21 protein-coding genes are annotated in these 22,710 nt (G+C 73.3%); 9 read left to right on the top strand and 12 right to left on the bottom strand.

Features of this window, described 5'->3' with window-relative positions:
• Positions 1-36 precede the first annotated feature (36 nt).
• The 5 genes from ACWGKT_RS00895 (at position 37) to ACWGKT_RS00915 (ending at position 4,700) form a co-directional block, all read left to right on the top strand.
• Positions 37-1,317: a sensor histidine kinase gene (locus tag ACWGKT_RS00895; RefSeq protein ID WP_453272086.1), complete on the top strand. Its 1,281-nt coding sequence runs from the start codon at positions 37-39 to the stop codon at positions 1,315-1,317.
• On the top strand, positions 1,314-2,003 hold the full coding sequence (locus ACWGKT_RS00900) for a response regulator (RefSeq protein ID WP_453271904.1): 690 nt from the start codon (positions 1,314-1,316) through the stop codon (positions 2,001-2,003). Before ACWGKT_RS00895 ends, ACWGKT_RS00900 begins: the two co-directional genes overlap by 4 nt.
• 203 nt (positions 2,004-2,206) lie before the next feature.
• Positions 2,207-3,427, top strand: coding sequence for a sensor histidine kinase (locus ACWGKT_RS00905; protein ID WP_356144710.1), 1,221 nt, complete (start codon positions 2,207-2,209; stop codon positions 3,425-3,427).
• Positions 3,424-4,119, top strand: coding sequence for a response regulator (locus tag ACWGKT_RS00910; RefSeq protein ID WP_453271905.1), 696 nt, complete (start codon positions 3,424-3,426; stop codon positions 4,117-4,119). The genes ACWGKT_RS00905 and ACWGKT_RS00910 overlap by 4 nt, the downstream gene beginning before the upstream one ends.
• 233 nt (positions 4,120-4,352) lie before the next feature.
• Positions 4,353-4,700 carry a zf-HC2 domain-containing protein gene (locus tag ACWGKT_RS00915; RefSeq protein ID WP_453271906.1) on the top strand — a complete coding sequence of 116 codons (348 nt, stop codon included), beginning with the start codon at positions 4,353-4,355 and terminating at the stop codon, positions 4,698-4,700.
• Positions 4,701-4,720: 20 nt separating this feature from the next.
• Here ACWGKT_RS00915 and ACWGKT_RS00920 read toward each other — a convergent pair whose 3' ends face one another.
• The gene (locus ACWGKT_RS00920; protein WP_453271907.1) at positions 4,721-5,686 is read right to left on the bottom strand and encodes a pirin family protein; all 966 of its coding nucleotides are present in this window, start codon (positions 5,684-5,686) and stop codon (positions 4,721-4,723) included.
• Between the two features lie 165 nt (positions 5,687-5,851).
• On the opposite strand from ACWGKT_RS00920, the gene ACWGKT_RS00925 reads away from it, so the two are divergent.
• The gene (locus ACWGKT_RS00925; protein ID WP_453271908.1) at positions 5,852-6,757 is read left to right on the top strand and encodes a LysR family transcriptional regulator; all 906 of its coding nucleotides are present in this window, start codon (positions 5,852-5,854) and stop codon (positions 6,755-6,757) included.
• A gap of 67 nt (positions 6,758-6,824) precedes the next feature.
• On the opposite strand, the gene ACWGKT_RS00930 is transcribed toward ACWGKT_RS00925, so the two are convergent.
• Both ACWGKT_RS00930 and ACWGKT_RS00935 read right to left on the bottom strand, forming a co-directional pair.
• On the bottom strand, positions 6,825-7,433 hold the full coding sequence (locus tag ACWGKT_RS00930; protein ID WP_453271909.1) for an HD domain-containing protein: 609 nt from the start codon (positions 7,431-7,433) through the stop codon (positions 6,825-6,827).
• 45 nt (positions 7,434-7,478) lie between these two features.
• Positions 7,479-9,356 (bottom strand): glycoside hydrolase family 47 protein, encoded by a 1,878-nt coding sequence (locus tag ACWGKT_RS00935; RefSeq protein WP_453271910.1) that lies wholly within the window; start codon positions 9,354-9,356, stop codon positions 7,479-7,481.
• Positions 9,357-9,714: 358 nt separating this feature from the next.
• Here ACWGKT_RS00935 and ACWGKT_RS00940 point away from each other — a divergent pair, with 358 nt between their 5' ends.
• On the top strand, positions 9,715-10,080 hold the full coding sequence (locus ACWGKT_RS00940; RefSeq protein ID WP_453271911.1) for a cupin domain-containing protein: 366 nt from the start codon (positions 9,715-9,717) through the stop codon (positions 10,078-10,080).
• Positions 10,081-10,131: 51 nt separating this feature from the next.
• Here the strand turns inward: ACWGKT_RS00940 and ACWGKT_RS00945 are convergent, their stop codons facing one another.
• The 4 genes from ACWGKT_RS00945 to ACWGKT_RS00960 all read right to left on the bottom strand — a co-directional run bounded on the left by ACWGKT_RS00945 (position 10,132) and on the right by ACWGKT_RS00960 (position 14,482).
• Positions 10,132-11,103, bottom strand: a complete 972-nt coding sequence (locus ACWGKT_RS00945; RefSeq protein WP_453271912.1) for an NAD(P)-dependent alcohol dehydrogenase — start codon at positions 11,101-11,103, stop codon at positions 10,132-10,134.
• 111 nt (positions 11,104-11,214) lie between these two features.
• Complete coding sequence (locus tag ACWGKT_RS00950) at positions 11,215-12,189, bottom strand: pyridoxal-phosphate dependent enzyme (RefSeq protein WP_453271913.1); 975 nt, start codon at positions 12,187-12,189, stop codon at positions 11,215-11,217.
• A gap of 74 nt (positions 12,190-12,263) precedes the next feature.
• Positions 12,264-13,628, bottom strand: coding sequence for a vWA domain-containing protein (locus ACWGKT_RS00955; protein WP_453271914.1), 1,365 nt, complete (start codon positions 13,626-13,628; stop codon positions 12,264-12,266).
• The gene (locus ACWGKT_RS00960; RefSeq protein ID WP_235452405.1) at positions 13,625-14,482 is read right to left on the bottom strand and encodes an AAA family ATPase; all 858 of its coding nucleotides are present in this window, start codon (positions 14,480-14,482) and stop codon (positions 13,625-13,627) included. The genes ACWGKT_RS00955 and ACWGKT_RS00960 overlap by 4 nt, the downstream gene beginning before the upstream one ends.
• A 145-nt stretch (positions 14,483-14,627) precedes the next feature.
• Here ACWGKT_RS00960 and ACWGKT_RS00965 point away from each other — a divergent pair, with 145 nt between their 5' ends.
• Positions 14,628-15,200 (top strand): TetR/AcrR family transcriptional regulator, encoded by a 573-nt coding sequence (locus tag ACWGKT_RS00965; protein ID WP_453271915.1) that lies wholly within the window; start codon positions 14,628-14,630, stop codon positions 15,198-15,200.
• 124 nt (positions 15,201-15,324) lie between these two features.
• The gene (locus tag ACWGKT_RS00970) at positions 15,325-16,278 is read left to right on the top strand and encodes a hypothetical protein (protein ID WP_453271916.1); all 954 of its coding nucleotides are present in this window, start codon (positions 15,325-15,327) and stop codon (positions 16,276-16,278) included.
• Here the strand turns inward: ACWGKT_RS00970 and ACWGKT_RS00975 are convergent.
• From ACWGKT_RS00975 to ACWGKT_RS00995, 5 genes are all read right to left on the bottom strand, one after another.
• Entirely contained in the window at positions 16,245-16,925 is a 681-nt protein-coding gene (locus ACWGKT_RS00975) for a LutC/YkgG family protein (protein ID WP_453271917.1), read from the bottom strand. The two genes, ACWGKT_RS00970 and ACWGKT_RS00975, sit on opposite strands and share 34 nt — an antisense overlap.
• Positions 16,922-18,400, bottom strand: a complete 1,479-nt coding sequence (locus ACWGKT_RS00980; protein WP_453271918.1) for a LutB/LldF family L-lactate oxidation iron-sulfur protein — start codon at positions 18,398-18,400, stop codon at positions 16,922-16,924. The genes ACWGKT_RS00975 and ACWGKT_RS00980 overlap by 4 nt, the downstream gene beginning before the upstream one ends.
• Positions 18,397-19,152: a (Fe-S)-binding protein gene (locus ACWGKT_RS00985; protein WP_356144740.1), complete on the bottom strand. Its 756-nt coding sequence runs from the start codon at positions 19,150-19,152 to the stop codon at positions 18,397-18,399. Before ACWGKT_RS00985 ends, ACWGKT_RS00980 begins: the two co-directional genes overlap by 4 nt.
• Before the next feature lie 72 nt (positions 19,153-19,224).
• A complete protein-coding gene (locus ACWGKT_RS00990; protein WP_453271919.1) occupies positions 19,225-20,661 on the bottom strand; it encodes a rhamnulokinase in 1,437 nt (478 codons plus the stop codon).
• Between the two features lie 8 nt (positions 20,662-20,669).
• The gene (locus ACWGKT_RS00995; RefSeq protein ID WP_453271920.1) at positions 20,670-22,709 is read right to left on the bottom strand and encodes a bifunctional aldolase/short-chain dehydrogenase; all 2,040 of its coding nucleotides are present in this window, start codon (positions 22,707-22,709) and stop codon (positions 20,670-20,672) included.
• Between the last annotated feature and the right edge of the window lies 1 nt (position 22,710).

Below are 22,710 nucleotides of genomic sequence, written 5' to 3' on the forward strand. Positions count from 1 at the left end.
TCCGAGGCCACCGTGCCCGACGAAGACATCGGCGGGATGGGACCGCTGGTCGCCCGGCTGTCCCGGGCCGGCCAGCGGCTGCGCCAGGCCGACCGGGCACATCCTTGGGCGTTGGACACCGCGGTGGCGGCGCTGGTCTTCCTGATGGTCTGTCTGCCGGACCTGCTCCACGCGGGCGGCGGCGGTGACGGCGACGGTCCGCGGCGCTTCCGGCTCGCGTTCACCCGGCTTCCGCTCGTCGCGATGCTGGCGCTGCAGGCCGGGCTGGTCGTGCCCCTGCTGTGGCGCCGCCGCAGACCCGCGGTCGCCTTCGGCGCCGTCACGGTCGTGTTCGTCGTCCAGTGGTCGCTGGGTGCCGCGCTGCGCGCGGACATGGCGCTGTTCGTCGCCCTGTACAGCCTCGCCCTGCACGGGCGGCTGCGGCAGCTGCCCTGGGCCTGCGGGGTCATGGCGGGTGCGATGGCGCTGCTCGCGGTGCGGGTGTCCGTGGTGGTCTCGGTCGGGGACGCGCTGTTCTTCCTCCTGAGCACGGCGACCGCGGCCCTGGCACTCGGCCTCGTGGTGCGCATTCGCCGGGCCCAGCTGGCGGGACTGCGCGACCGGGCGACCCGCCTGGAGATCGAACGCGACCAGCGCAGCCGGCTCGCCGCGGCGGCCGAAAGGGCACGCGTGGCCCGCGAGATGCACGACATCGTCGGCCACAACCTGTCCGTCATCATCACCCTTGCTGACGCCGGGGCCTACGCCACCGCACGCGCTCCGGATCGGGGCAGGGAAGCCCTTCTCATCATCGGTGACACGGGTCGGCAGGCCCTCGGAGAACTGCGGCGCGTGCTCGGCGTCCTGCGCGAGGCTGCGGACGGCCGACCGGATGGCCCGCAGCTCAGCCCGCAGCCCGGCCTCACGGACATCGACGCACTCTGCGAAGGGGTACGCGCCGCGGGTCTGGCCGTCGTCTACCGGACCGCCGGTGAGGTGGGCACGCTCGACAGCGGGGTACAGCTGGCGGTCTACCGCATCGTTCAGGAAGCCCTGACGAACACGCTCAAGCACGCCGGAGCCGACACCCGGGTGAACCTGTCGATCGTCCTGAAGGACAGCGAGCTGACCGTCAGGATCCAGGACAGCGGCCCGGCCGGTGGAGCGGGCGGTGGAAAGGCCGGCCGTGCCGGCCCGGCGAAGGAGGAAGGACAGGGTCTGGTGGGTATGCGCGAACGGGCGGCTCTCTACGGCGGGAGCCTGAGCGCGGGTCCCGCCGACGGCGGTTGGACCGTGCAGGCCGTCCTCGACCTCGTGTCCCCGGGCGGTGCCCGGTGACCACCGTGCTCGTCGTGGACGACCAGCCGCTGCAACGCTACGGCTTTCGTATGCTCCTCGACTCGGTCCCCGGGACGGAGGTCGTCGGGGAGGCCGCCCATGGCGCGGAAGCGGTGCGCAGGGCGGCCGAACTCCGCCCCGACGTCGTCCTCATGGACGTACGCATGCCCGGCATGGACGGCATCGAGGCCACCCGCCGCATCACCGCCGCGGGCGACCGCTCCCGCGTCCTCGTGCTCACCACGTTCGACCTCGACGAATACGTCCACGCCGCCCTGCGCGCCGGAGCCAGCGGCTTCCTGCTCAAGGACGCCCGCCCCGAGGAGCTTCTCGCCGGGATCCGGGCCGTCGCCGTCGGCGACGCGGTGATCGCTCCCGCGCTCACCCGCCGCCTCCTGCACGAGTTCGCCCAGCTCGTGCCCCGCACGGGTGGCCTTCCCGAGGATCCGAGGCTGAGCAGCCTCACCGACCGCGAACGCGAGATCCTCGTCGCCATCGGCAGGGGCTGGACCAACCGCGAGATCGCCTCGCACTTCGTCCTGTCCGAGTCGACCGTCAAGACCCACGTCGGCCGGGTCCTGGCCAAGATCGGCGCGCGCGACCGCGTGCAGGCCGTGATCTTCGCCTACGACCACGGGCTGGCCCGGCCCCATGCCGGACGTTCCGACGGAGAGGTCGCGATGTGACGCCGGATGCCTCCGTGGCACGCGTCCCCGGCCACCGGACGCGGCGACGGTCCGGCGGACCACCGACCGGTCCGCCGACGGCTCGTCACTCGAAGAGATCAGTTCCCGTGATGGTCCGACTGGGCTGCTGGGAGCCGGAATTCGGGGTGCGGGCCTCGTTCGCCGGCTCGGCATCGCGCGAGCGGCGTCCCTACGGTGTTGCCATGGCAGTGAGCAGCGGCCGCCTGCGGGCGACCCGAAGTGCGACGCGTGACGTGCTGGGCGCGTCGGGGCTGTTCGTGCTGTCCGTCGTGGCCGCCTCGGTCGTCCCGCACGAGCACCGCTTCGTACTGCGCTGGCCCGCTGTCCTGCTGGCCGCCGTCGGCTGCTTCGCGTTGCTGTGGCGCCGCCGCTACCCCTTCGCCGTGGTGGCCTGTGCGGTCGGCTGCGGGGCGGCGTTCCAGTTGCTCGGGTTCCGGGAGAGCCCGCTGGTGACCAGTCCGGTCATCGCGTCCGTGTACTCGGTGGCCGCGTTGACGGACCGCCGCACGGCCCTGACCGTGGCATCGGCTTCGGCGGCCGTCCTGGTCGGAGCCGCCGTGGTGCACTCCCCGCGGTCCTGGCTGCAACCGGACAACGCCGCGATGGTGGCGTGGACGGCCCTGCCGGCGGCCGTCGGGGACGGAGTGCGCTCGCGCCGCGCCTATGTCACGGCCGTGGAGGAACGGGCGGAGCACGCGGAGCGGACCCGTGAACAGGAGGCGCGGCAGCGCGTGGCGGCCGAGCGCGTCCGGATCGCCCGCGAGCTGCACGACGTCGTCGCCCATCACATCGCCCTGATCAACGCGCAGGCCGGTGTGGCGGCCCATGTGGGGAAGCGGCGCCCCGAACACGTCCTCGCCGCCCTCAAGGACATCGAGGAGACCAGCCGGTCCGCGCTGGACGAGCTGCGGGTCACGGTGGGCCTGCTGCGGCAGTCCGGCGACAACGACGCACCGCGCGATCCCATCCCCGGCCTGGCCCAGGTACCGGCCCTGCTCGCCTCGCTCGAACGCGTCGGCCTCGACGTCCTGTGCACCCGCCAGGGAACGGCCCAGCCGCTGACTCCGGCGGTCGATCTGGCCGCCTACCGCATCGTTCAAGAGGCGCTGACCAATGTGCGCAAGCACGGCAGCGCGGACAAGGCCCGGCTGGGCCTGAGCTACACCCCTCGGTGGTTGACCATCACCGTCGAGGACGACGGTCGCGCGTTCCCGCAGGGGCCGCGACAGGGGACCGGCCACGGGCTGATCGGCATGCGGGAGCGGGCCGCCAGCGTGGGCGGGACACTCACCGCACAGCCGCGGCCCGAGGGCGGATTCACCGTGATCGCCGAACTACCCCTGCGCTCCGCCGCGGCAGCGGGGAGCGCGGCATCGCCCGTACCACCGGAGGGCCGGACATGACGATCCGCGTTCTGCTCGCTGACGACCAGGCGTTGCTGCGGGGCACCTTCAAGATCCTTTTTGATTCCACGGAGGACATCGAGGTCGTGGGCGAGGCGTCCGACGGCCATGAGGCCGTGGAACTGACGCACGCGCAGCGCCCCGACGTGGTCCTGATGGACATCCGGATGCCCGGGACGGACGGCCTGGACGCCACGCGGGCCATCAGCGAGGCCGAGGACCTCGCGGCCGTGAAGGTCCTCATCCTGACCACCTTCGAGAACGACGAGTACGTCGCGGAGGCCCTGCGGGCCGGGGCGAGCGGGTTTCTGGGCAAGGGGGCGCAGCCGGACGAGCTCCTCGACGCCGTCCGCACGGTGGCCGCCGGTGAGGCGCTGCTGTCCCCGGCGGCCACGCGCGCCTTGATCACACGCTTCCTGGCACAGCCCGACCCCTGCACCGGCGTGGTGCACGAGCAGCTGGCCTGCCTCACCCCTCGGGAGCGCGACGTGGCGAGGCTGGTCGCGCTCGGCCTGTCGAACGCCGACATCTCCGAACATCTGTTCGTCAGTCCGTTGACCGTCAAGACGCACGTCAACCGCGCCATGAGCAAGCTCGACGTGCGCGACCGGGCCCAGCTCGTCGTCATCGCCTACCAGTGCGGCCTGGTCAGCGCGACGACGGATCGTGGTCCGTCCTCCCTCTCCGTGTGACGAAGGCCCAGCTGGGCGCCCCTTCCTCCCCATGCGGAGCAGTTCCTCCCGCCGGGTACTGCGGTCGCAGTACCCGGTAATCACTGCGGGGGGACGACGCGCACGGGGGTGGTCTTCGGCCACCCTGGATCTGCGCCACAAGGGCTGAATCCATGCTTCGCACGGCCCCTGAACCATCTGGACCTTGTGGAACGCCTCGGCGGCCGGGCAGCGCAGTACGGAGAGGATCCGAGATGATGGCCACTTCCCCTTCCCACGACGCGTGTGGCGCGTTCCGTGACGTACTGGCCGACCACGCGCTCGGGCTCCTTCCTCCCGAGCGGGCCGACGCCGTCATCGCGCACCTGGGCGGCTGCGGCGCGTGCAGGGACGAGTACGACTGCCTCGCCGCGGTTGCCGCGCACCTGTCCTCGCTGCGCGGGGCCCTGGCCCCCCACATGTGCCCCCAGCGGCGCTCGCACCCGTCCGGTTCCGGCCACGCCACCACGCGTCAGCGCCGCGGCCGTGGCCCCGCCGGCCGGTCCTGGTCCGCCTCCCTCACCCTGGCCCAGTGGGTCGACCGCATGGCGTACGTCAGGTGACCGGGCGAGGTTGAGGTCGCTCAGCGCACGCGGCCTCGTGGCTTGAGTGGCACCGGCGGCAGCTCCGGCGCGGACAGCGGGGCGCCGTCGTAGCCCTTGACCTCGCCGAAGCGGGAGCCCGCCGTCCAGTCCTGGCGGGCCTGCTCGATCTCCGCCTGCGTGCGCCCGACGAAGTTCCACCACATGATGAGCTCCTCCTCGAAGGGCTCGCCCCCGAGCAGCATCAGCCCGGCGTCCGACTCGGCGCGCAGGGGGAGTTCGGTGCGGCCGCAGCCGAGGTAGAGCATCGTGCCCGGCAGCACCGGCACCCCGTCCACGTGCACCTCGCCGGACATCGCGAGGACGCCGTACTCGAAGTCGGGATCGAGGGGCAGCCGGACGTCGGCGCCACGGGTCAGCGTGAGGTCGGCACCGACGATCGGTGTGTACGCCGCACCGGGCGACGAAGAGCCGTCGAGGGCGCCCAGGATCACCGTCGCGGTCAGGCCGGGCGCGGTGACCGTGGGCAGGTCGGGGTGGTGCTCGAAGTGCGGCTCGGTGTGGCGGTGCTCGTCGGGCAGCGCGACCCACAACTGCGCGCCGTGCAGGAAGCGGGCGTGCGGCTTCGGGCTCTCCTCGGAGTGGCTGATCGCCCGGCCCGAGGTCATCAGCCCGAGCTCCTTGGGCCGGATGGCCTGCAGACTGCCGGTCGAGTCGCGGTGCAGCACCTCGCCCTCGTGCAGCCAGCTCACCGTCTGCAGTCCCATGTGGGGATGCGGCGGGACCTGCATGCCGGGCTCGTCGGCGATGTCGTCGGGACCGTAGTGGTCGACGAAGCACCATGCGCCGATCATGCGGCGGCCCAGGTTGGGCAGCAGCCGCCGTACCTCGGTCGACTCGCCCAGCCGGACCTGGCGAGGACTCAGCAGCTCCCGGACGGGCTCGGCGACGACGAACCCCCGGCCGCCGCACACACTGGGCACCGACTGACGGTCAAGATTGCTCATGCCGCCAACCTAGCCCCGCCGCGATGTCACCGGCAGGCCAACGCGGCTGCACGCTCGGCCGTTCGGCCAGCGTGCGGCTCGAAGACGCGAGATTCGAAGACGCGAGACTCGCAGACGTGAAGCTCGAAGAGCCGGGCGACCGGGTCGGTGTGGATACTCGTTCGAGTGGAAAGCTCATCCCTCGACCTGAATCTGCTGCGCACCTTCCTGGCCGTGTACCGGTCGGGCTCCTTCACCGGTGCCGGGCAGCTGCTCGGGCTGTCGCAGCCCACGGTGACCACGCAGATGCGGACACTGGAGCGGCAGGTGGGGCGGGAGCTGTTCGAACGGCTGCCCCGGGGCGTCGCGCCGACAGCGGTGGCCGAGGAGCTGGCGGCCCGCATCGCCGCGCCGCTCGACCAGCTCGCCACCGTGGCCGGTCCGCACCCGGCGCCGGGCGGCCGGGCCGAACCGGTTCACCTCGCCGGCCCCGCCGAAGTGCTCTGCGCCCGCGTACTGCCCGCCCTGGCCCCGCTGGTCGCCGAGGGCGTACGGCTGCGCGTGGCGACGGGGTTGACGGATCCGCTGCTCGACGAACTGCGCGCCGGACGCCACGACCTGGTGATCGCCACCCGACGCCCGCGCGGCCGCACCCTGAGCGCGGCGCCGCTCGCCGACGAGGAGTTCGTCCTGGTCGCCGCACCGGTGTGGGCCGAACGGCTGAAGGAGCCGCTGGCCGCCGAGGGGCCCGCCGCGCTGCACCCCGTACCGCTCATCACCTACGCGGAGGACCTGCCGATCGCCCGGCGCTACTGGCGCCACGTCTTCGGCCGCCGACTCTCCTGCCCCGCCGCGCTGACCGTGCCCGACCTGCGCGGGGTCCTGGCGGCGGTGGTCGCGGGCGCCGGTTTCACCGTGCTGCCCCGCTACCTCTGCCTCGACCAGCTGGCCTCCGGCACCCTCGTACCGCTCCACGACCCCGACGACCCGCCGATCAACACCGCCTTCCTGGTCCAACGCCCCGGCACCCCCGACAACCCCGACGTGCCCCGAGTCCGCGACCACCTGCTGCGGGCGGCGCATTCTTGGTAGCGGTGGCGGGGCGGTCACTGGGCGGCGTGGACCGGGCGGGCCGTACCCGCTCGACACAGGCCGACCGTCACAGACCCCCTCCTCGCGTCACGGGGTGGGACATCTGGTAGGCCAGCCTGCGGTCGGCGCCCTCGCCGATGTCCGTGAGGACCTCGTCCAGTCGAAGGAAGGCCTCCCAGACCGGGCGTCCGCCGGCGCCTGCGAGGTGGGCCACGACCAGGTCCTCCAGCTCCGGGACGCGCTTGTTCTTCCAGACCTTGTCGGCCAGGCTGACCAGCAGGTCGTCGACGCCGGCTTCCGGCGCGTCCCACGAGGCGTGCGTGCCGGCGAACCGGGCGAGGCGGGCCGGCACCCCGTGCGCCAGCAGGAGCGCGCGCCCCGCCTCCTCGTGCTCCGCGCCGGGACCGGAGAGCTCAGCGGGGTGCAGGGCCTTGCCGATGTCGTGCGTGGCGGCACCGAAGAGCACCGCGTCCCGGTCGACCTCCAGCGCCGGGCACTCCCGTGCGACCCGGTCGAGGAGTTGCGCCGCGACCTCGTGCACCGCCCGGAGGTGCGCCACCAGCCGGGGCGGGGCATTCAGCGTGTGCAGCAGCTCGGCGGCCTCGGGGGGAAGCGGCCTCAGGGGCGGGTCCCCCGTCTCGTCCACGGCGAGGGAGATCACGTCTGCTGGGGTCACCGGGCCACAGTAGTCACCGGCGCGCGCTCCCGGAACGCCTTGGCGTCACACCCTCTCCCACAGCCACTGCTGCGAGGCCGCGCCGCTCACCGGCCGCTGCACCACCGCGGCCCCGTTGCCGGTCCCGTCGACGTCGGCCGCCTTGCCGCTGTTGCGGTCGACGAGGCGCTGATAGCCGTCGGCCACCGGCTGCACCGTCCACTGCTGGGTGGCGGTGCCGTTGTGGGCCCACTGGTTCAGGGCGGTGCCGTCCGCCGTGGAGGAGCGCGGCACCTCCAGCACCTTGCCGCTGTTCAGACTGGTCAGCTTGGTGTAGCCGCCCGAAGTCGTGGCGATCCAGCGCTGGTTGGCCCCGGAGTGCGCCGTCCACACGATCACCGCGCCGCCGTCCGAGGTCGAGGCCCCGCTCACGTCCATCGCGCGCCCGGTGGCCCGGTTGAGCAGCCGGAAGGTCCCGTTCGGGGCCGGCGCGGCGACCCGGACGGCACCGCGCAGCACATTGCCCTCGGTGGTGAGGTAGTTGGTGGTGTAGTCGAAGCGCGGCGCACCCGCCCACAGCAGGTAGAAGTACTTCATGTTCTCCGAGTACCAGTAGCCGGGGGTCAGATCGCCCTTGGTCGTCGGGTTCGTCCGCAGGTCCGACACGATCGTGTAGCCGCCCGCGACCTTGCAGTGCGACTTCTGCGCCGTCCACAGCCACTTGGCGCGGTCCCGGTAGACCTCCTTGCCGGTCAGCAGCCACAGGAACAGCGCCGAGTCCACGAACTCGGGCCTGAGTTGGTAGGCGTTGCTGGTTGCGGCGAGCGTCGTGTAGTCGATGGCCTCCGGCGGCAGCCGGTACTGCGTCAGCGCGGCCGTCCACGACGAGTGGTACGACTCGCCCTCGGCCACGTTCCCGCCCTGCGCGAGCAACCCCGCGTAGAACGCGGTGAGTTCGGACTGCCCCCGGCCCACCAGCGCCCCGCTGTTCATGTCGACCGACCGGAACCACAGCCGCCCGCCGTAGGTCTCCCCGAGCCGTTGCAGGACCGCCGAGGTCAGGGTCCGGTACCAGCCGCGGATCTCGGTGTCCCCGAAGAACTGGTAGGCGTCCCACAGGTACTCGAAGTACGAGTCCACGGGCGGGTCCACCCGGGCGGTCGTATCCGTCCAGACGCCGGTCTCCACGTTGAGCGTCGTACCGACCAGGTCGAGTGAGGAGCGCCGGTCGTACGGGGCTTTCAGCGCCCGCTTCGCCGCGTTGAAGTACCCTTGGTCACCGGTGAGTTGGGACAGCCATCCCAGCTCGGTGATGTTGCTGCCGATCTCGGCGAGCGGCACCTGGTTGCCGCTGACCGCGCCGGTGCGCAGGTTGACGTACCGGTACGGCGCCCCGGTGGGCGACGAGGTGAACGCGGGCAGCAGCCGGTCGGCCAGGTCGCGGGCCTTGGTGAGCAGGACGGTGTTGCCGGTGCAGTGGTAGCCGGAGAGGAGGCCGCCGACCAGCCGGATGATCGTCTCGAAGACGTGCACGCTCGCGTCGCGGTCGAAGTCCAGGTTCCCGGCGATCCAGGAGACCGCCGCGTCCAGCTCGCCGTCCAGCTCCATCAGGTACAGCGTGTCCAGCGACTCCACGATCGTCAGGCCCAGCGGCACCCCGCTGATGAAGAACTCCGAGCCGGTGCCGCTCACCGGCCGCAGCTCGTCCCGGCCCCAGGTCTGCCGCCGGTAGGCGGTCCAGGCGGTGAGGAACTCCTGGCGTACGTCGTCCGCGAGCGCCGGGTCGGCCGGTCCGGGCGCGGCGGCGGACGCCGGTACCGCGCCCGGACCGCCGAGCGCGGCGAGCGCGGCCGTGGCTCCCGCCGCCGTGCGCAGCAGGGCGCGCCGGGTGAGCCGGGCGCCCGGGGGGCCGGCCGGGAAGCTGCTGGTCGGGGTGGCTGCCATGAGAGGCCTCCGTCCGGAGTGTTGACAACGTTGTCTGGGCTTATTTCATGGCTCAGGGGGCGTTGCGTGCGGGAGGTGCGGCAGAAACGGTCTCGCGTGGCGGGGAGTTGCGGGGTGGGCGGGTGGCGCGCAGGTAGCCGAGTCTGAGCTGATGGGCGTGAGCATGTCAATCAGACTGCGTGACTTCGATGCCCGGACGCCCGGCACGAAGCGCCCTTCCGCCGAATGGCGCCGCCGAGTTGACGGGCAGACGATGGAGTCGGCCCGGCCGCCGCCGGAGCGCCGGTGCCGCCCGTGGCCGTCGGGAGCCGACGGCCGGTCACGGCCGTGGCGCACGGCCGGAAGGGAGGACGCCGGCATGTTGGAAGTGAAGACGGTCGAGAAGCCGGACGAACGGCGTGACTTCCCCCGTGGCCACCTCGAAGCCGTGCACCTGACGGGGCTCGACTTCGCCGTGGCGACGTTCGAGCCGGGGTGGCGCTGGTCGGAGTCCGTGGCGCCGATCGCGGGGACCCAGACCTGCCAGATCCACCACAACGGCTATGTGGTGAAGGGCCGGATGCGCCTCGTGATGGACGACGGCGGCGAGGCCGAGGTGGGCCCCGGCGACGTGTTCGTGTGCCCGCCTGGGCACGACGCCTGGGTGGTCGGGGACGAGCAGGTCGTGGTGTACGACTTCGCCGGAGGCATGGCACAGGATTACGCGAAGGCGGCGGACGGCTGACCGCCGCCTTGCCCGGGTGCGCCCCGCGTGTCGTCGAGGGGCGCACCCGCGTCACACCGTGACGACGATCTTCCCGCGGGTGCGCTGCTCCTCCAGGTACCGGATGGCCTCGACCGCCTCGTCCAGCGGATACGTCCGGTCGATCACCGGAGCGAGCTTCCCGGAGTCGGCGAGCTCCCGCAGCGCCACCAGGACCTCCTTGCTCGGAGCCGGTCCGACGAGCGGCAGCACGCGTCCGCGCACGAGCGGGGAGAGCACCACGCCTCGGAGGAGCAGGCCGACGGCGCCGAGCAGCCGGCCGGGGTTGCCGCCGCCGGCGAGGATGATGGTGCCGCCCGGCCGCAGGACGCGCCGGAGGGCGAAGATCCCGTGGTTGGCGATGAGGTCGAGGACGACGTCGTAGCGCTGCCCGCCGCGCGTGAAGTCCTCCCGGGCGTAGTCGATCACGCGGTCCGCGCCGAGCGAGCGCACCAGGTCGGCGTTGCGCGCACTGCACACGCCGGTCACCTCCGCGCCGAGCGCCGTGGCGATCTGCACCGCGAACGTGCCGACCCCGCCCGAGGCGCCGTTGACCAGCACATGCTGCCCCGGCCGCAGGCCCGCCACGTCCCGCAGTCCGCGCAGGGCGGTGTTGCCGGCCAGCGGCAGCGCCGCCGCCTGCTCGAAGGTCAGGCCGGCCGGCTTGCGTTCCACCGCCGCGTCCGGGACGCACGCGTACTCCGCGAGGGTTCCGTCCACCTCGCCGAACACCTCGTCACCGGGCCGGAGACCGGCCACGTTCCGGCCGACGGCCGTCACCTCACCCGCGAAGTCCCGGCCGCGGACGGTCGCCCGGGGTGCCCGCAGTCCCAGCGCCAGCCGGGCCACGTACGGGTCGCCGCGCATGAGGTGCCAGTCGTAGGCGTTCAGCGCGGCGGCCCGTACGCGCACCAGCACCTCGTCGTCGCCGGGCACCGGCCGGTCCACATTCCTGAGTTGCAACACGTCCGGTGCGCCGTACCGGTCCTGGACCACTGCCTTCATGGGCTCCCCCTCGCTCTGTCGGCAGCGTAGGGCGAGCCGTGGCGGCCGGGCATCCGGGGGATGCCGTAGTCCCGGAGGATGACGGGCGGGCGGCCCCGAGGACCGGCGCCGTCACAAGTCGTAGGGGACGGCGCCCTCTTCGGCGTAGGCGACGGCCTCCGCGTGCCCGAACAGGCCGGGCAGCCCGCCGGTGTGCACGAACACCGTCCGCTCGCCCGGCCGGACGTCACCGTCGCGCACGGCGGCGGCCAGTCCGGCCAGCGCCCGCCCGGTGTAGACGGGGTCCATGACGAGTCCCTCGGTCCGGGCGGCGAGGCGGAGCGCCTCGGCCGCCGGACCGGTGAGCCTCGCGTACCCGTCGCCCACCTGGTCGCGCCGCACCCGCAGCCGGTCCGGGGCGACGGTCCCCTCGGTGAGCGGGGCCGCGAACTCCGCCGCGGCGGCCGCCGGATCGGGCAGGGCTCCCACATCGACCCCGAGCACCGAGGCCGCGCCCAGGGCGGCGACGAGTCCCGCCATCGTCCCGCCGGACCCGAGGGCGACGACCGCCGTCCGCAGGTCCGGCACCTGGCGGCGCAGCTCCTCGCCGCACCGCACGTAGCCCCGCGCGCCCAGCACGCTGGACCCGCCGAACGGGACGAGCGCGGGCCGGGCGCCCTTCTCGCGCAGCCGCTCGCAGACGGCGGCCGCCGCCGCGTCCAGGCCCGCCCGGTCCACCTCGCCGGCCCAGACCGGCCGCGCCCCGAACAGGCCGTCCAGCGCCAGGTTCCCGGACCGCGACACGCCCGGCGAACCGCGCAGGACGAGGACGACGTCCAGGCCGAGCCGGGCGCCGGCGGCGGCCGTCAGCCGGGCGTGGTTGCTCTGCGCCGCTCCGGTGGTCACCAGCGTGTCGGCGCCCTCGGCCAGCGCCGCGCCCACGGTCCACTCCAGCTTGCGGATCTTGTTGCCGCCACCGCCGAGCCCCGTCAGGTCGTCACGCTTGACCCACAGGTCGTCCGGGCCGAGCCCGAGCGCGGCGGCCAGCCGGGGCGCCGGTTCCACGGGAGTGGGGAAGGTGCCGAGTTCCACGGGCGGGTGGGTCATGTCGTACGTCCTTCTTGTCTGCGGTGGATGCGGCGGCTGTGCGGCAAGTCGACCACATATCGGCGCCGCCCGCCTCACACCGGCAGCAGCCGCCCGACCAGCCCGCTGAGCTGCCGGGCCGTGCGGCACTCGTGCATCTCGACCAACTCCGCGTAGGCGGGCGCGGCGGAGTCGCCGGTGCCCCACTGGGAGCGCTGCTCGGGGTTCAACCAGTAGACCCGGCGGGCCCGTTCGGCGATGCGGCGGACGGCGGGCAGGTTCGGGTCGCTCTGGTTCGTCCGGGCGTCCCCGAGGACGAACACGGTCGTGCGCGGGCCGACCGCGTCGCCGTACCGCTCGGCGAACTCGCCCAGCGCGACGCCGTAGTCGCTGCTGCCGTGCCAGCCAGTGAGCGTCGCCTCCGCCCCGATGCGGGCGCTGAGCCCCTCCGGGTCGGCCGTGCCGTGGTCGAGGAGCGCGGTCACCTCGTCGATCCGGTTGACGAAGGCGAACACCCGCACCTTGCTGAACTGGTCGTGCAGCGCCTGCACCAGCAGCATCGTGAAGTCGGAGAAACCCGACACCGAGCCCGACACGTCGCACAGCAGCACCAGTTCGGGACGGACCGGCCGGCGCCGGCGCAGCACCGGCCGCATCGGCACGCCGCCCGTGGACAGCGAGCCGCGCAGGGTGCGGCGCAGGTCGATCGTGCCCCGCGCGGCCCGCCGGCGCCGGGCGGCGAGCCGGGTGGCCAGCTTCCGGGCCAGCGGCTGCACCGCCCGGCGCAGCTCGGCCAGCTGGTCCCGGCCCGCGAACAGGAAGTCGACCCGGTCGGCGGTCGGCCGCACCGCGCGCCGGGCGAGCATGTCCCGGTCGCGCCGCTCGGCGACCCGCCGCCGCGCCTCCGACCCCACCATCGCGCGGAAGGCCTCGATACGGCGCCGGATCTCGTCGTCGAGCAGCCGGTCGGCGAACTCCGGGCCGCCGCCCCCGTTCCGCTCCCGGACGCCCGTGCGCACCCGAGCCAGCAGCGTCTGCGGGCGGAGCCGGTCGAGGGTCTGGTACGCCGACCAGCCGTCCGAGTCCGGCGAACTCCCGTATCCGCCCAGACCGTCGACGGCCTCGGCCGCCAGCCGTGCCATCAGGGCCCGGTCGTCGGCCGCGAGCGCCTCGGTGAGCCGGTCGCGCAGCTCCTCGCGGTCCGCCGCCCCGGTGCCGGGCGCGCCGATGCCGCGCGGGAAGTACAGGTCGAAGACGGGATCGAACACCGTCCGGTGGCCCGTCCCGTGCAACAGCGTCGCCGCCAGGCCCTCGCGCAGCAGCTCGCGGTCGGCGAGCCCGAGCGCCTCGACGGCGCGGGCGGCGTCGACGGTCTCGCCGGTGCCGACCCGGACACCGTGCGCGCGGAGCGCCCCGACCAGGCCCGTCAGGCGCTCGGGGACGCCGGCGGGCGTGGTCACAGGGCGTCCAGGTCGAGCTTGGCGGCCGCTTTCTGGATGTCGTCCTGGTGCTTGAGGATCACGCCCAGGCTGTCCCGTACGACGGTCTCGTCGAGGGTGTCGGCGCCCAGCGCGAGGAGCGTGCGCGCCCAGTCGATGGTCTCGGCGACGGACGGCACCTTCCGCAGGTCCATCGCGCGCAGCGCGCCGATCACCCGCACCACGGACTCGGTCAGCGCCTCGCTCAGGCCCGGCACCTTCAGCCGTACGATGCGCCGCTCCAGCTCCTCCTCCGGGAAGCCGATATGCAGGAACAGGCAGCGGCGGCGCAGCGCCTCGGACAGCTCGCGGCTGGCGTTGGAGGTGAGCACGACGAAGGGGCGGCGGGTCGCGGTGACGGTGCCCAGCTCGGGGACGGTGACCTGGAAGTCGCTGAGCACCTCCAGGAGCAGCCCCTCGACCTCGACGTCGGCCTTGTCGGTCTCGTCGATGAGCAGGACCTTGGGATCGTCGCCGCGGATGGCGGTCAGCAGCGGGCGCGGGAGCAGGAACTCCTCGCTGAAGATGTCGGTGCGGGCCTCGTCCCAGCTCTCGTCGCGGCCCGCGCTGATACGCAGCAGCTGCTTGGCGTGGTTCCACTCGTACAGCGCGCGGGACTCGTCCACGCCCTCGTAGCACTGGAGCCGGACCAGCCGGGCGTCCGCGACCTGGGCGACGGCCTTGGCGAGCTCCGTCTTGCCGACCCCGGCGGGGCCCTCCACCAGCAACGGCTTGCCCAGCCGGTCGGCCAGGAAGACGGTCGTGGCGACGGCGGGGGAGGCGAGGTAGCCGGTCTCGGCGAGGCGCGCGGAGACGTCGTCGACAGAAGAGAACAACGGGGCCTCCGGCGGGGTCGGGGTACGGGTGCCTGCTCCTATCTAAGCGCTTGTTCACCTCCGCTGTCACGGGGGTTGTGCGGCCGTGGCCCCGGTGGTATACCGATCGGTTTCCCATTCTCGTACGGCGCGGTAACCTCGCCGTATGACCACCACGGAAAAGGCGTCCCCCCGGGAGCGGCTGCTCGACGCGGCCGGCGAGCTCTTCTACACCGAGGGCGTCTCCATCGGCGTCGAGGCCCTGTGCCGGGCGGCGGGGGTCTCCAAGCGGTCGATGTACCAGCTCTTCGACAGCAAGGAAGCGGTACTGGCGGCGAGCCTGGAGCGGCGCGTCCCGTGGTACGAGTCCCAGTTCTCGCTGCCCGACCCGCAGGCCGCGACGCCCCGCGAGCGGATCATGAACGTCTTCGAGGTGCTGGAGAAGGCCTCCGTGGAGCCCGGCTACCACGGCTGCCCGTATCTGGCCGTCCTGGTCGAGCTCAAGGACCCGGATCACCCGGCGCGTGAGGTCGCCCGCACGGTCAAGCGGCGCCTGGAGGCACTCTTCCGTGCCGAGGCCGAACAGGGCGGCGCACACGACCCGGCCCTGCTCGCCCGCCAGCTCGTGCTGGTCTTCGACGGCGCCAGCGCCCGGGCCGGCTCCGGAGTGGAGCGCCTGGACGACGGCCTGGCGACGAAGACGGCGGCGGCGCTGCTGGACGCGGCGGGGGTCGGCTGAGTCAGCCGGATTCGGCTGAGAAGGATCTTCGCAATCCGTGCCGTGACGGTGCGGTGACGTCGGTGACCGTCCTGGTGCCGTGGGCGCCTTTCCCGGCCGGGGGCCGTGCCGGTAGTGGTTACCCATGACGAACAACGGGGGACGCCACCGGCCGTGGTGGCGGAGATTACGTGACGCGGTGCTCGGTGCCCGCACCGACGCGAAGGCCGACGGCCTGGCCAACCTGGTGGACCCGGGCCGCGAGGCCGCCTACGAGCGGTTCATCGCCGCGTATCCGGCGCAGCACCTGTACCTCCAGCTGATCCACGGCGAGGCCCAGCGGGCGTTCGAGCACGAGACCCGGCAGTCGCTGCGGATCACCGTCGGCTGTGTCCTGGGCAATGTGCTGCACGACCCGCGACTGGCCGCGGGGGAGTGCGACAGGCATCTGAAGGACTACCTCACCAAGGAGGTCGCGGGCCTGCGCGCCCGGATCGAGGAGGACCGCGCGCTCGCCGTGAGCCGCGGCCTCAACATCGGACTCGGCCTGGGCGCGCTGATCAGCGTCGTGCTGCTGACCACGCCGCTGGCGGTGGGCGCCGCGGGACTCCTCGACCTCCTGCGGGTGGACGTCGGATGCAGCGACCGCTGGAGCCTGATGGGCGCCTTCGTGTGCGCGGGAGTGGGGGCCTTCGGCGCAGTGCTCAGCGTGCTCGTGCGGCTGCGCCGGCAGGGCGAGACCCTGGCCCGGCGCAGGACCAACGGCGACCGGGGCGCCGTGGCCCCGGGACAACTGGCGCGCGCAATGCGCCACGAGGGCGTGTACCGGGTCTTCGTCGGCTGGATCCTGGCCCTCGCGGTGTACTTCCTGCTCAGCTCGGGCATCGTGCAGGTGATCGAGACGCCCACCACGACCACCGGCATCTGCACGGCCCGGCAGGACGGGGCGGGCACCGCGTTCTGGGGCTTCTGGTGTGCCGTCGGGTTCCTGGCCGGCTTCAACGAGCGCTGGGCGTTCGGTCTGCTGGACCGCTCCCGCCCCGACCGCCGGGAACCGCAGCCGCATCAGCCGCCGCCCGCCACCGAGGCCGGCTCCTGACCGGGCCCGCCGACCAGGACGACCTCCAGGGTGCGCGGCCCGTGCACGCCCTCCACCCGGTCCAGCTCGATGTCACTGGTCGCCGACGGACCGGAGATCCAGGTCAGCGGGCGCGTCGGGTCGAGGCGCCCGAGGGCCTGGGGGACCGAGGAGACGACCTGTTCGGGCACGCGGACCACGCAGATGTGGTGGTCGGGGACCAGGCTGATCCGACGGCGGCCCTGGTCGGGGCTGCCGTCCAGCACGAGGGTGCCGGTCTCGGCGATCGCCACCGCGCACGCAGTGACCACGCTGTCCACCCCGTCGAGCTCGCGCGCGCCGCTCTCCGCCAGGTCGGCGACCCGGGTGACCTGCGTGTCCGCCAGCCACCCCTCGTCCAGCCCGGGCGGCACGAGCACCGAGGCCGACGTCCGCGCCGCCAGCAACCCGGCGATGACGGCGGGCAGTTCACCGGCCGAGCAGCGGTGCACCCGCGCCCGGTAGTCCGCCAGGTTCTCCGCCAGCAGATCGACCGTCTCCGCGACCGTGCGCTGCCCGTGCTCGCGCAGATAGTCCCGGGAGACGGCCTGTTCGTACGGCGTGTCGCCCGCCGGTACGGCCGCGAGCGCGCGCCGCACCCGGCCCAGGATCCGATCCCTGCCGCTCACTCGGCCTCCTCCTTGCCGCCGTGGGTGCGCTGCCACCAGTCGCGGAACGGCTCCGCGGGCACCGCGGGCAGCTCGCGGGTGCCGGTCCAGGCCCGGCCGGGACCCGGCAGGGTACGGGGGTGCAGGCGCCGGGTGCGGGAGGCGAGCCGCTGGCCGGCGCGCAGGGCTCCCGGCCGGCTGAACGCCCAGCGTGCCGCGCGCAGGGCGGCACGTTCGGCGGCGTGCCCCTTCGCCGGGCGCAGCACCACCTTGTTGCCCTCCCGGACCACCGGCCCGCCCTCCACGACCCGCTCGCGCAGATGTACCAGCACCTCCGGGATGTCGATGGCCACCGGGCACACCTCGTAGCAGGCCCCGCAGAGCGAGGAGGCGTACGGCAGCGAGGCGTCGATCTCGCTCTGCGTGCCCCGCAGTTGGGGGCTGAGGATGGCGCCGATCGGACCGGGGTAGACCGAGCCGTAGGCGTGCCCGCCCGCCCGCTCGTACACCGGGCACACGTTGAGGCAGGCCGAGCAGCGGATGCAGCGCAGCGCCTGACGGCCGACCTCGTCGGCGAGGGTGTCGGTGCGGCCGTTGTCCAGCAGGACCAGGTGGAAGGTGCGGGGCCCGTCCGTGTCCGTGGTGCCGGTCCACATCGACGTGTACGGGTTCATGCGCTCGGCGGTCGAGGAGCGCGGCAGGGTCTGGAGGAAGACCTCCAGGTCCCGCCAGGTCGGCACCACCTTCTCGATGCCGACGACCGAGATCAGCGTCTCGGGCAGGGTCAGGCACATGCGCCCGTTGCCCTCGGACTCGACGACCACGAGCGTGCCGGTCTCGGCGACCATGAAGTTGGCGCCCGAGACGCCGACCTTGGCGCGCAGGAACTTCTCCCGCAGGTGCAGCCGGGCGGCCTCGGCGAGTTCGGCGGGCGTGTCGGTCAGCCCCTCCGGGGCCGGGCGGCCCCACGCACCCATCTCGGCGCGGAAGATGTCCCGGATCTCGCCCCGGTTGCGGTGGATCGCGGGGACGAGGATGTGGGAGGGCCGGTCCTTGCCCAACTGCACGATCAGCTCGGCGAGATCGGTCTCGTAGGCGTGGATGCCCTCGGCGAGGAGTGCCTCGTTGAGCCCGATCTCCTGGGTGGCCATCGACTTGACCTTGACGACCTCCGTCTCGCCGGTCGCCCTGATCAGCCCGGCGACGATCCGGTTGGCCTCCTCGGCGTCGGCGGCCCAGTGGACCGTGCCGCCCGCCGCGGTGACCGACTGCTCCAACCGCACCAGGTACTCGTCGAGATGACGGAGCGTATGGTCCTTGATCTGCTTGCCGGCCTCCCGCAGGGCCGCCCAGTCGGACACCTCCGCGACGGCCTTGGCCCGCTTGGCGCGGATGGTGTGGGTCGCGTGGCGCAGATTGGCGCGCAGCGTCCCGTCCCGCACGGCGTCGTGCGCGGCCTTCGGGAAGGCCGGCATCCCTACGAACGTCCCGCTCATGCGGCCGGCTCCTCCTTCGTGCTCGCCAGGATCTCCGCGATGTGCACCGGCCGCATGCCGGTCCGCAGCCGGGCCATGGTGCCGCCGATGTGCATCAGACAGGAGTTGTCGGCGGCGCACAGCACCTGAGCCCCCGTCGACTCGGCGGCCCGCACCTTGTCCGCGCCCATCGCCGCCGAGACGTCGGAGTTCTTCACCGCGAACGTCCCGCCGAATCCGCAGCACTCCTCGGCGCCCGGCAGCTCCACCAGTTCCAGCCCCTCGACCGCCCGGAGCAGCCGGTGCGGACGGTCGCCCAGGCGCAGACCGCGCAGCCCGTGGCAGGTCGGGTGGTAGGTCACCCGGTGCGGGTAGTGGGCCCCGACGTCCGTCACGCCCAGCACGTCCACCAGGAACTCCGTCAGTTCGTACGTCTTCGGCACCACGGGCGCCAGGGTCCGGGCCAGTCCGTCCCCGCGCCCCTCGGCCCGGGCCCGTTCGCCCAGCCGCGGATACAGCTCCCGCACCATCGCCCCGCACGATCCGGACGGGGTCACGATCGCCTCGTACTCCCCGAAGACATCGGAGAAATGCCGAGCCAGCGGCTCGGTCTGGTGCCGGTACCCGGTGTTGTAGTGCGCCTGCCCGCAACAGGTCTGGGCCATCGGGAAGTCGACCTCGACACCCAGTCTGGTCAGCAGTTTCACCACCGCGCGGCCGGTGTCCGGATAGAGCGTGTCGTTGACGCAGGTCAGGAACAGAGCGACACGCATCGCGCCTCCCTGGGATCGATCATCGGATGAGTGCAGACTAATGGGCGGGGACGGGCGCCGGGAGACCCCGGCTCATCGCGCGGCGAGTCGGGCCTCCGCCTCCTGCCAGCGTGCCGTCGTGCCGAGCGGCTCGTATCGGGTGAGCGGCTGGGTGCGGGCGACCAGCCGGCGCAGGTCGGTGTGATCGCCGGCCAGACCGTGGGCGCGCGCCTGGACCAGGACGTTGCCGAGGGCGGCGGCCTCCGCCGGGCCCGCCACCACCGGCAGCCCGCAGGCGTCGGCGGTGAGTCGGCACAGCAGCGCGTTGCGGGTGCCGCCGCCGACCACGTGCACGACGTCGACCGGATGGGCGGCCAGCCGCTGGGCGTCCTCGACCGCCCGGCGATGGGCGAGGGCGAGGGAGTCGAGGATGCAGCGGGTGACCTCGGCCGGGGTGCGCGGAACGGGCTGCCCCGTCGCCCGGCAGGCCTCGGCGATCCGCTCCGGCATCCGGCCGGGCGCCAGGAACGCCGGGTCGCCCGCGTCCACGACCGACCGCAGCGCCGCGGCCCCGGCCGCCTCGCGCAGCAGCCCGTCGAGATCCGGGGCGCCCCAGGTTCGTACGCACTCCTGCAGCAGCCACAGACCCATGATGTTGCGGAGATACCGGACCGTGCCGTCCAGCCCCAGCTCGTTGGTGAAGTTGGCGACGCGGCTCGCCTCGGTGAGTACGGGCGCGTCCAGCTCAAGGCCCGCCAGGGACCAGGTGCCGGTGCAGATGTAGGCGAACCGCTCGCCGACGGCCGGGACCGCGGCCACGGCCGACGCGGTGTCGTGCGAGCCGACCGCCGTCACCGGCACGGGACCGGCGAGCCCCGTCTCCTCCAGCACCTCGGCCCGCAGCACACCCGCCGGGTCGCCCGGCTGCCGCAGCGGCGCGAAGAGGCTCAGGTCGATGCCCAGGCGGGCGGCGACGTCGTACGCCCACTCGCGCGTGCGGGGATCGATGAGCTGGGTGGTGGAGGCGTTGGTGAGCTCCGTGCCCTGCTCGCCGGTCAGCCAGTAGGCGATCAGGTCGGGGACGAGCAACAGGCGCTCGGCGTGGGCGAGTTGGCGGGTGTCGCGGGCCGCCGTCAGCTGGTACAGGGTGTTGATGGGCGCGTACTGCAGTCCGGTCGCCGCGTACAGTTCGGCGGCGGGCACGGTCGCCCACACCTTCTCCGCGGCGCCCTCGGTGCGGGCGTCCCGGTAGTGCACGGGGTTGCCGAGCAGGGCTCCGTCGGCGTCGAGCAGCCCGTAGTCCACGCCCCACCCGTCGATGCCGACGGAGTCCACCTGCCCGGCCGCCCTCAGTCCTTCGAGCACCCCGGCGTACAGCGCGAGGATGTCCCAGCGCAGCCCCTCCGGCACCCGGACGGGCCGGTTGGGAAAACGATGGGCCTCGGCCAGCTCCAGGCGGTCGGCGCCGACCCGGCCGACCATCACCCGCCCGCTGGAGGCACCGAGGTCGACCGCGGCGTACGACGTCACGGCGCCGATCATCGCAGGAACGCGGCCGCCACGCCCGCGTCGACCGGGATGTGCAGGCCCGTGGTGTGCGTCAGCTCCCCGCCCGTGAGCGCGAACACCGCGTTCGCCACGTGCTCGGGCAGCACCTCGCGCTTGAGGATCGTGCGCTGCGCGTAGAACTCGCCCAGCTTCTCCTCCTCGACCCCGTAGACGGCCGCCCGCTGGGCGCCCCAGCCGCCCGCGAAGATCCCGGAGCCGCGCACCACCCCGTCCGGGTTGACGCCGTTGACCCGGATGCCGTGCCCGCCCAACTCGGCCGCCAGCAGCCGCACCTGATGGGCCTGGTCGGCCTTGGTCGCGGAGTACGCGATGTTGTTCGGGCCGGCGAAGACGGCGTTCTTCGAGGCGATGTACACGATGTCGCCGCCCAGCCCCTGCGCGATCATCACCCGGGCCGCCTCGCGCGACACGAGGAAGGAGCCGCGGGCCATGACGGCGTGCTGCAGGTCCCAGTCCCGGGCGGTGGTCTCCAGCAGGGGCTTGGAGAGGGAGATGCCGGCGTTGTTGACCACGAGGTCGACCCCGCCGAAGGCGAGCACGGCCGCCTCGAAGGCCGCGGCGATCCGCCCCTCGTCCGTCACGTCCACGGTCACGGCGACCGCCCGGTCCGGCCCGCCGAGCGCGTCGGCGACCTGCCCGGCCCGCTCGGCGTCGACGTCCGCGACGACCACGCACGCGCCCTCGGCCGCCAACCGGTGCGCGATGGCCTTCCCGATCCCGCTGCCCGCGCCCGTCACCAGCGCCACCCGCGTGGCGAGCGGCCCGGGCGCCGGCATCCGCCGCAGCTTGGCCTCCTCCAGCGCCCAGTACTCGATGCGGAACTTCTCCGACTCCGTGATCGGCGCGTACGACGACACCGCCTGTGCGCCGCGCATCACGTTGATCGCGTTGACGTAGAACTCGCCCGCCACCCGGGCCGTCTGCTTGTCCTTGCCGAAGCTGAACATGCCCACGCCCGGCACCAGCACGACGGCCGGGTCGGCGCCGCGCATCGCGGGGGAGTCGGGCCGGGCGTGTCGCGCGTAGTAGGCGGCGTACTCCTCCCGGTACGCGGCGTGCAGTTCCTTGAGTCGGTCGACCGCCTCCGCCACGGGCACGGTCGCCGGCAGGTCGAGCACCAGCGGCCGTACCTTCGTCCGCAGGAAGTGGTCGGGGCACGAGGTGCCCAGCGCGGCGAGCCGCGGATGCCCGTCGCGGGCGAGGAAGTCGAGGACGACGTCGGAGTCGGTGAAGTGGCCGACCTGCGGCCGGTCCTGGGAGGCGAGGGCGCGGACGTACGGCGCGAGGGCGGCGGCCCACGCCCGCCGCTCGGCCTCTGGGAGCGCCCCGTACCCCTCGACGACGGATCCGAAGGGCTCCGCCTTCCCGCGCTCGGCGAGGAACGCCTCGGCGGTCCGGATGATGTGCAGCGAGTTCCGCTCGCACTCCTCGGCCGTGTCCCCCCACGCGGTGATGCCGTGCCCGCCGAGGATCACCCCGATCGCCACCGGGTTGGCCCTTTTGACGGCCGCGATGTCCAGCCCGAGCTGGAAGCCGGGCCGCCGCCAGGGCACCCACACCACCCGGTCGCCGAAGCACTCGGCGGTCAGCTTCTCCCCGTCGGCGGCGCAGGCCAGCGCGATCCCGGAGTCGGGGTGCAGATGGTCCACGTGCGCGGCGTCCACGAGCCCGTGCATCGCGGTGTCGATGGAGGGGGCCGCCCCGCCCCTGCCGTGCAGGCAGTAGTCGAACGCGGTCACCATCTCGTCCTCGCGCTCCACGCCCGGGTAGACGTCGACGAGCGCCCGCAGCCGGTCGAGCCGCAGCACGGCCAGCCCGTCCTCGGTGAGCGTGCCGAGGTCACCGCCGGACCCCTTGACCCACATGAGCTCGACGCCGCCCCCGGTCACGGGGTCGGTGCCGGTGCCCTTGGCGGAGGCGTTGCCCCCGGCGTAGTTCGTGTTGCGCGGATCGGCGCCGAGCCGATGGGACCGGGCGAGGAGCGCGGCGGCTTCGGGGTGCTGTGCCATG

The organism is Streptomyces sp. NPDC054794 (assembly GCF_053611585.1).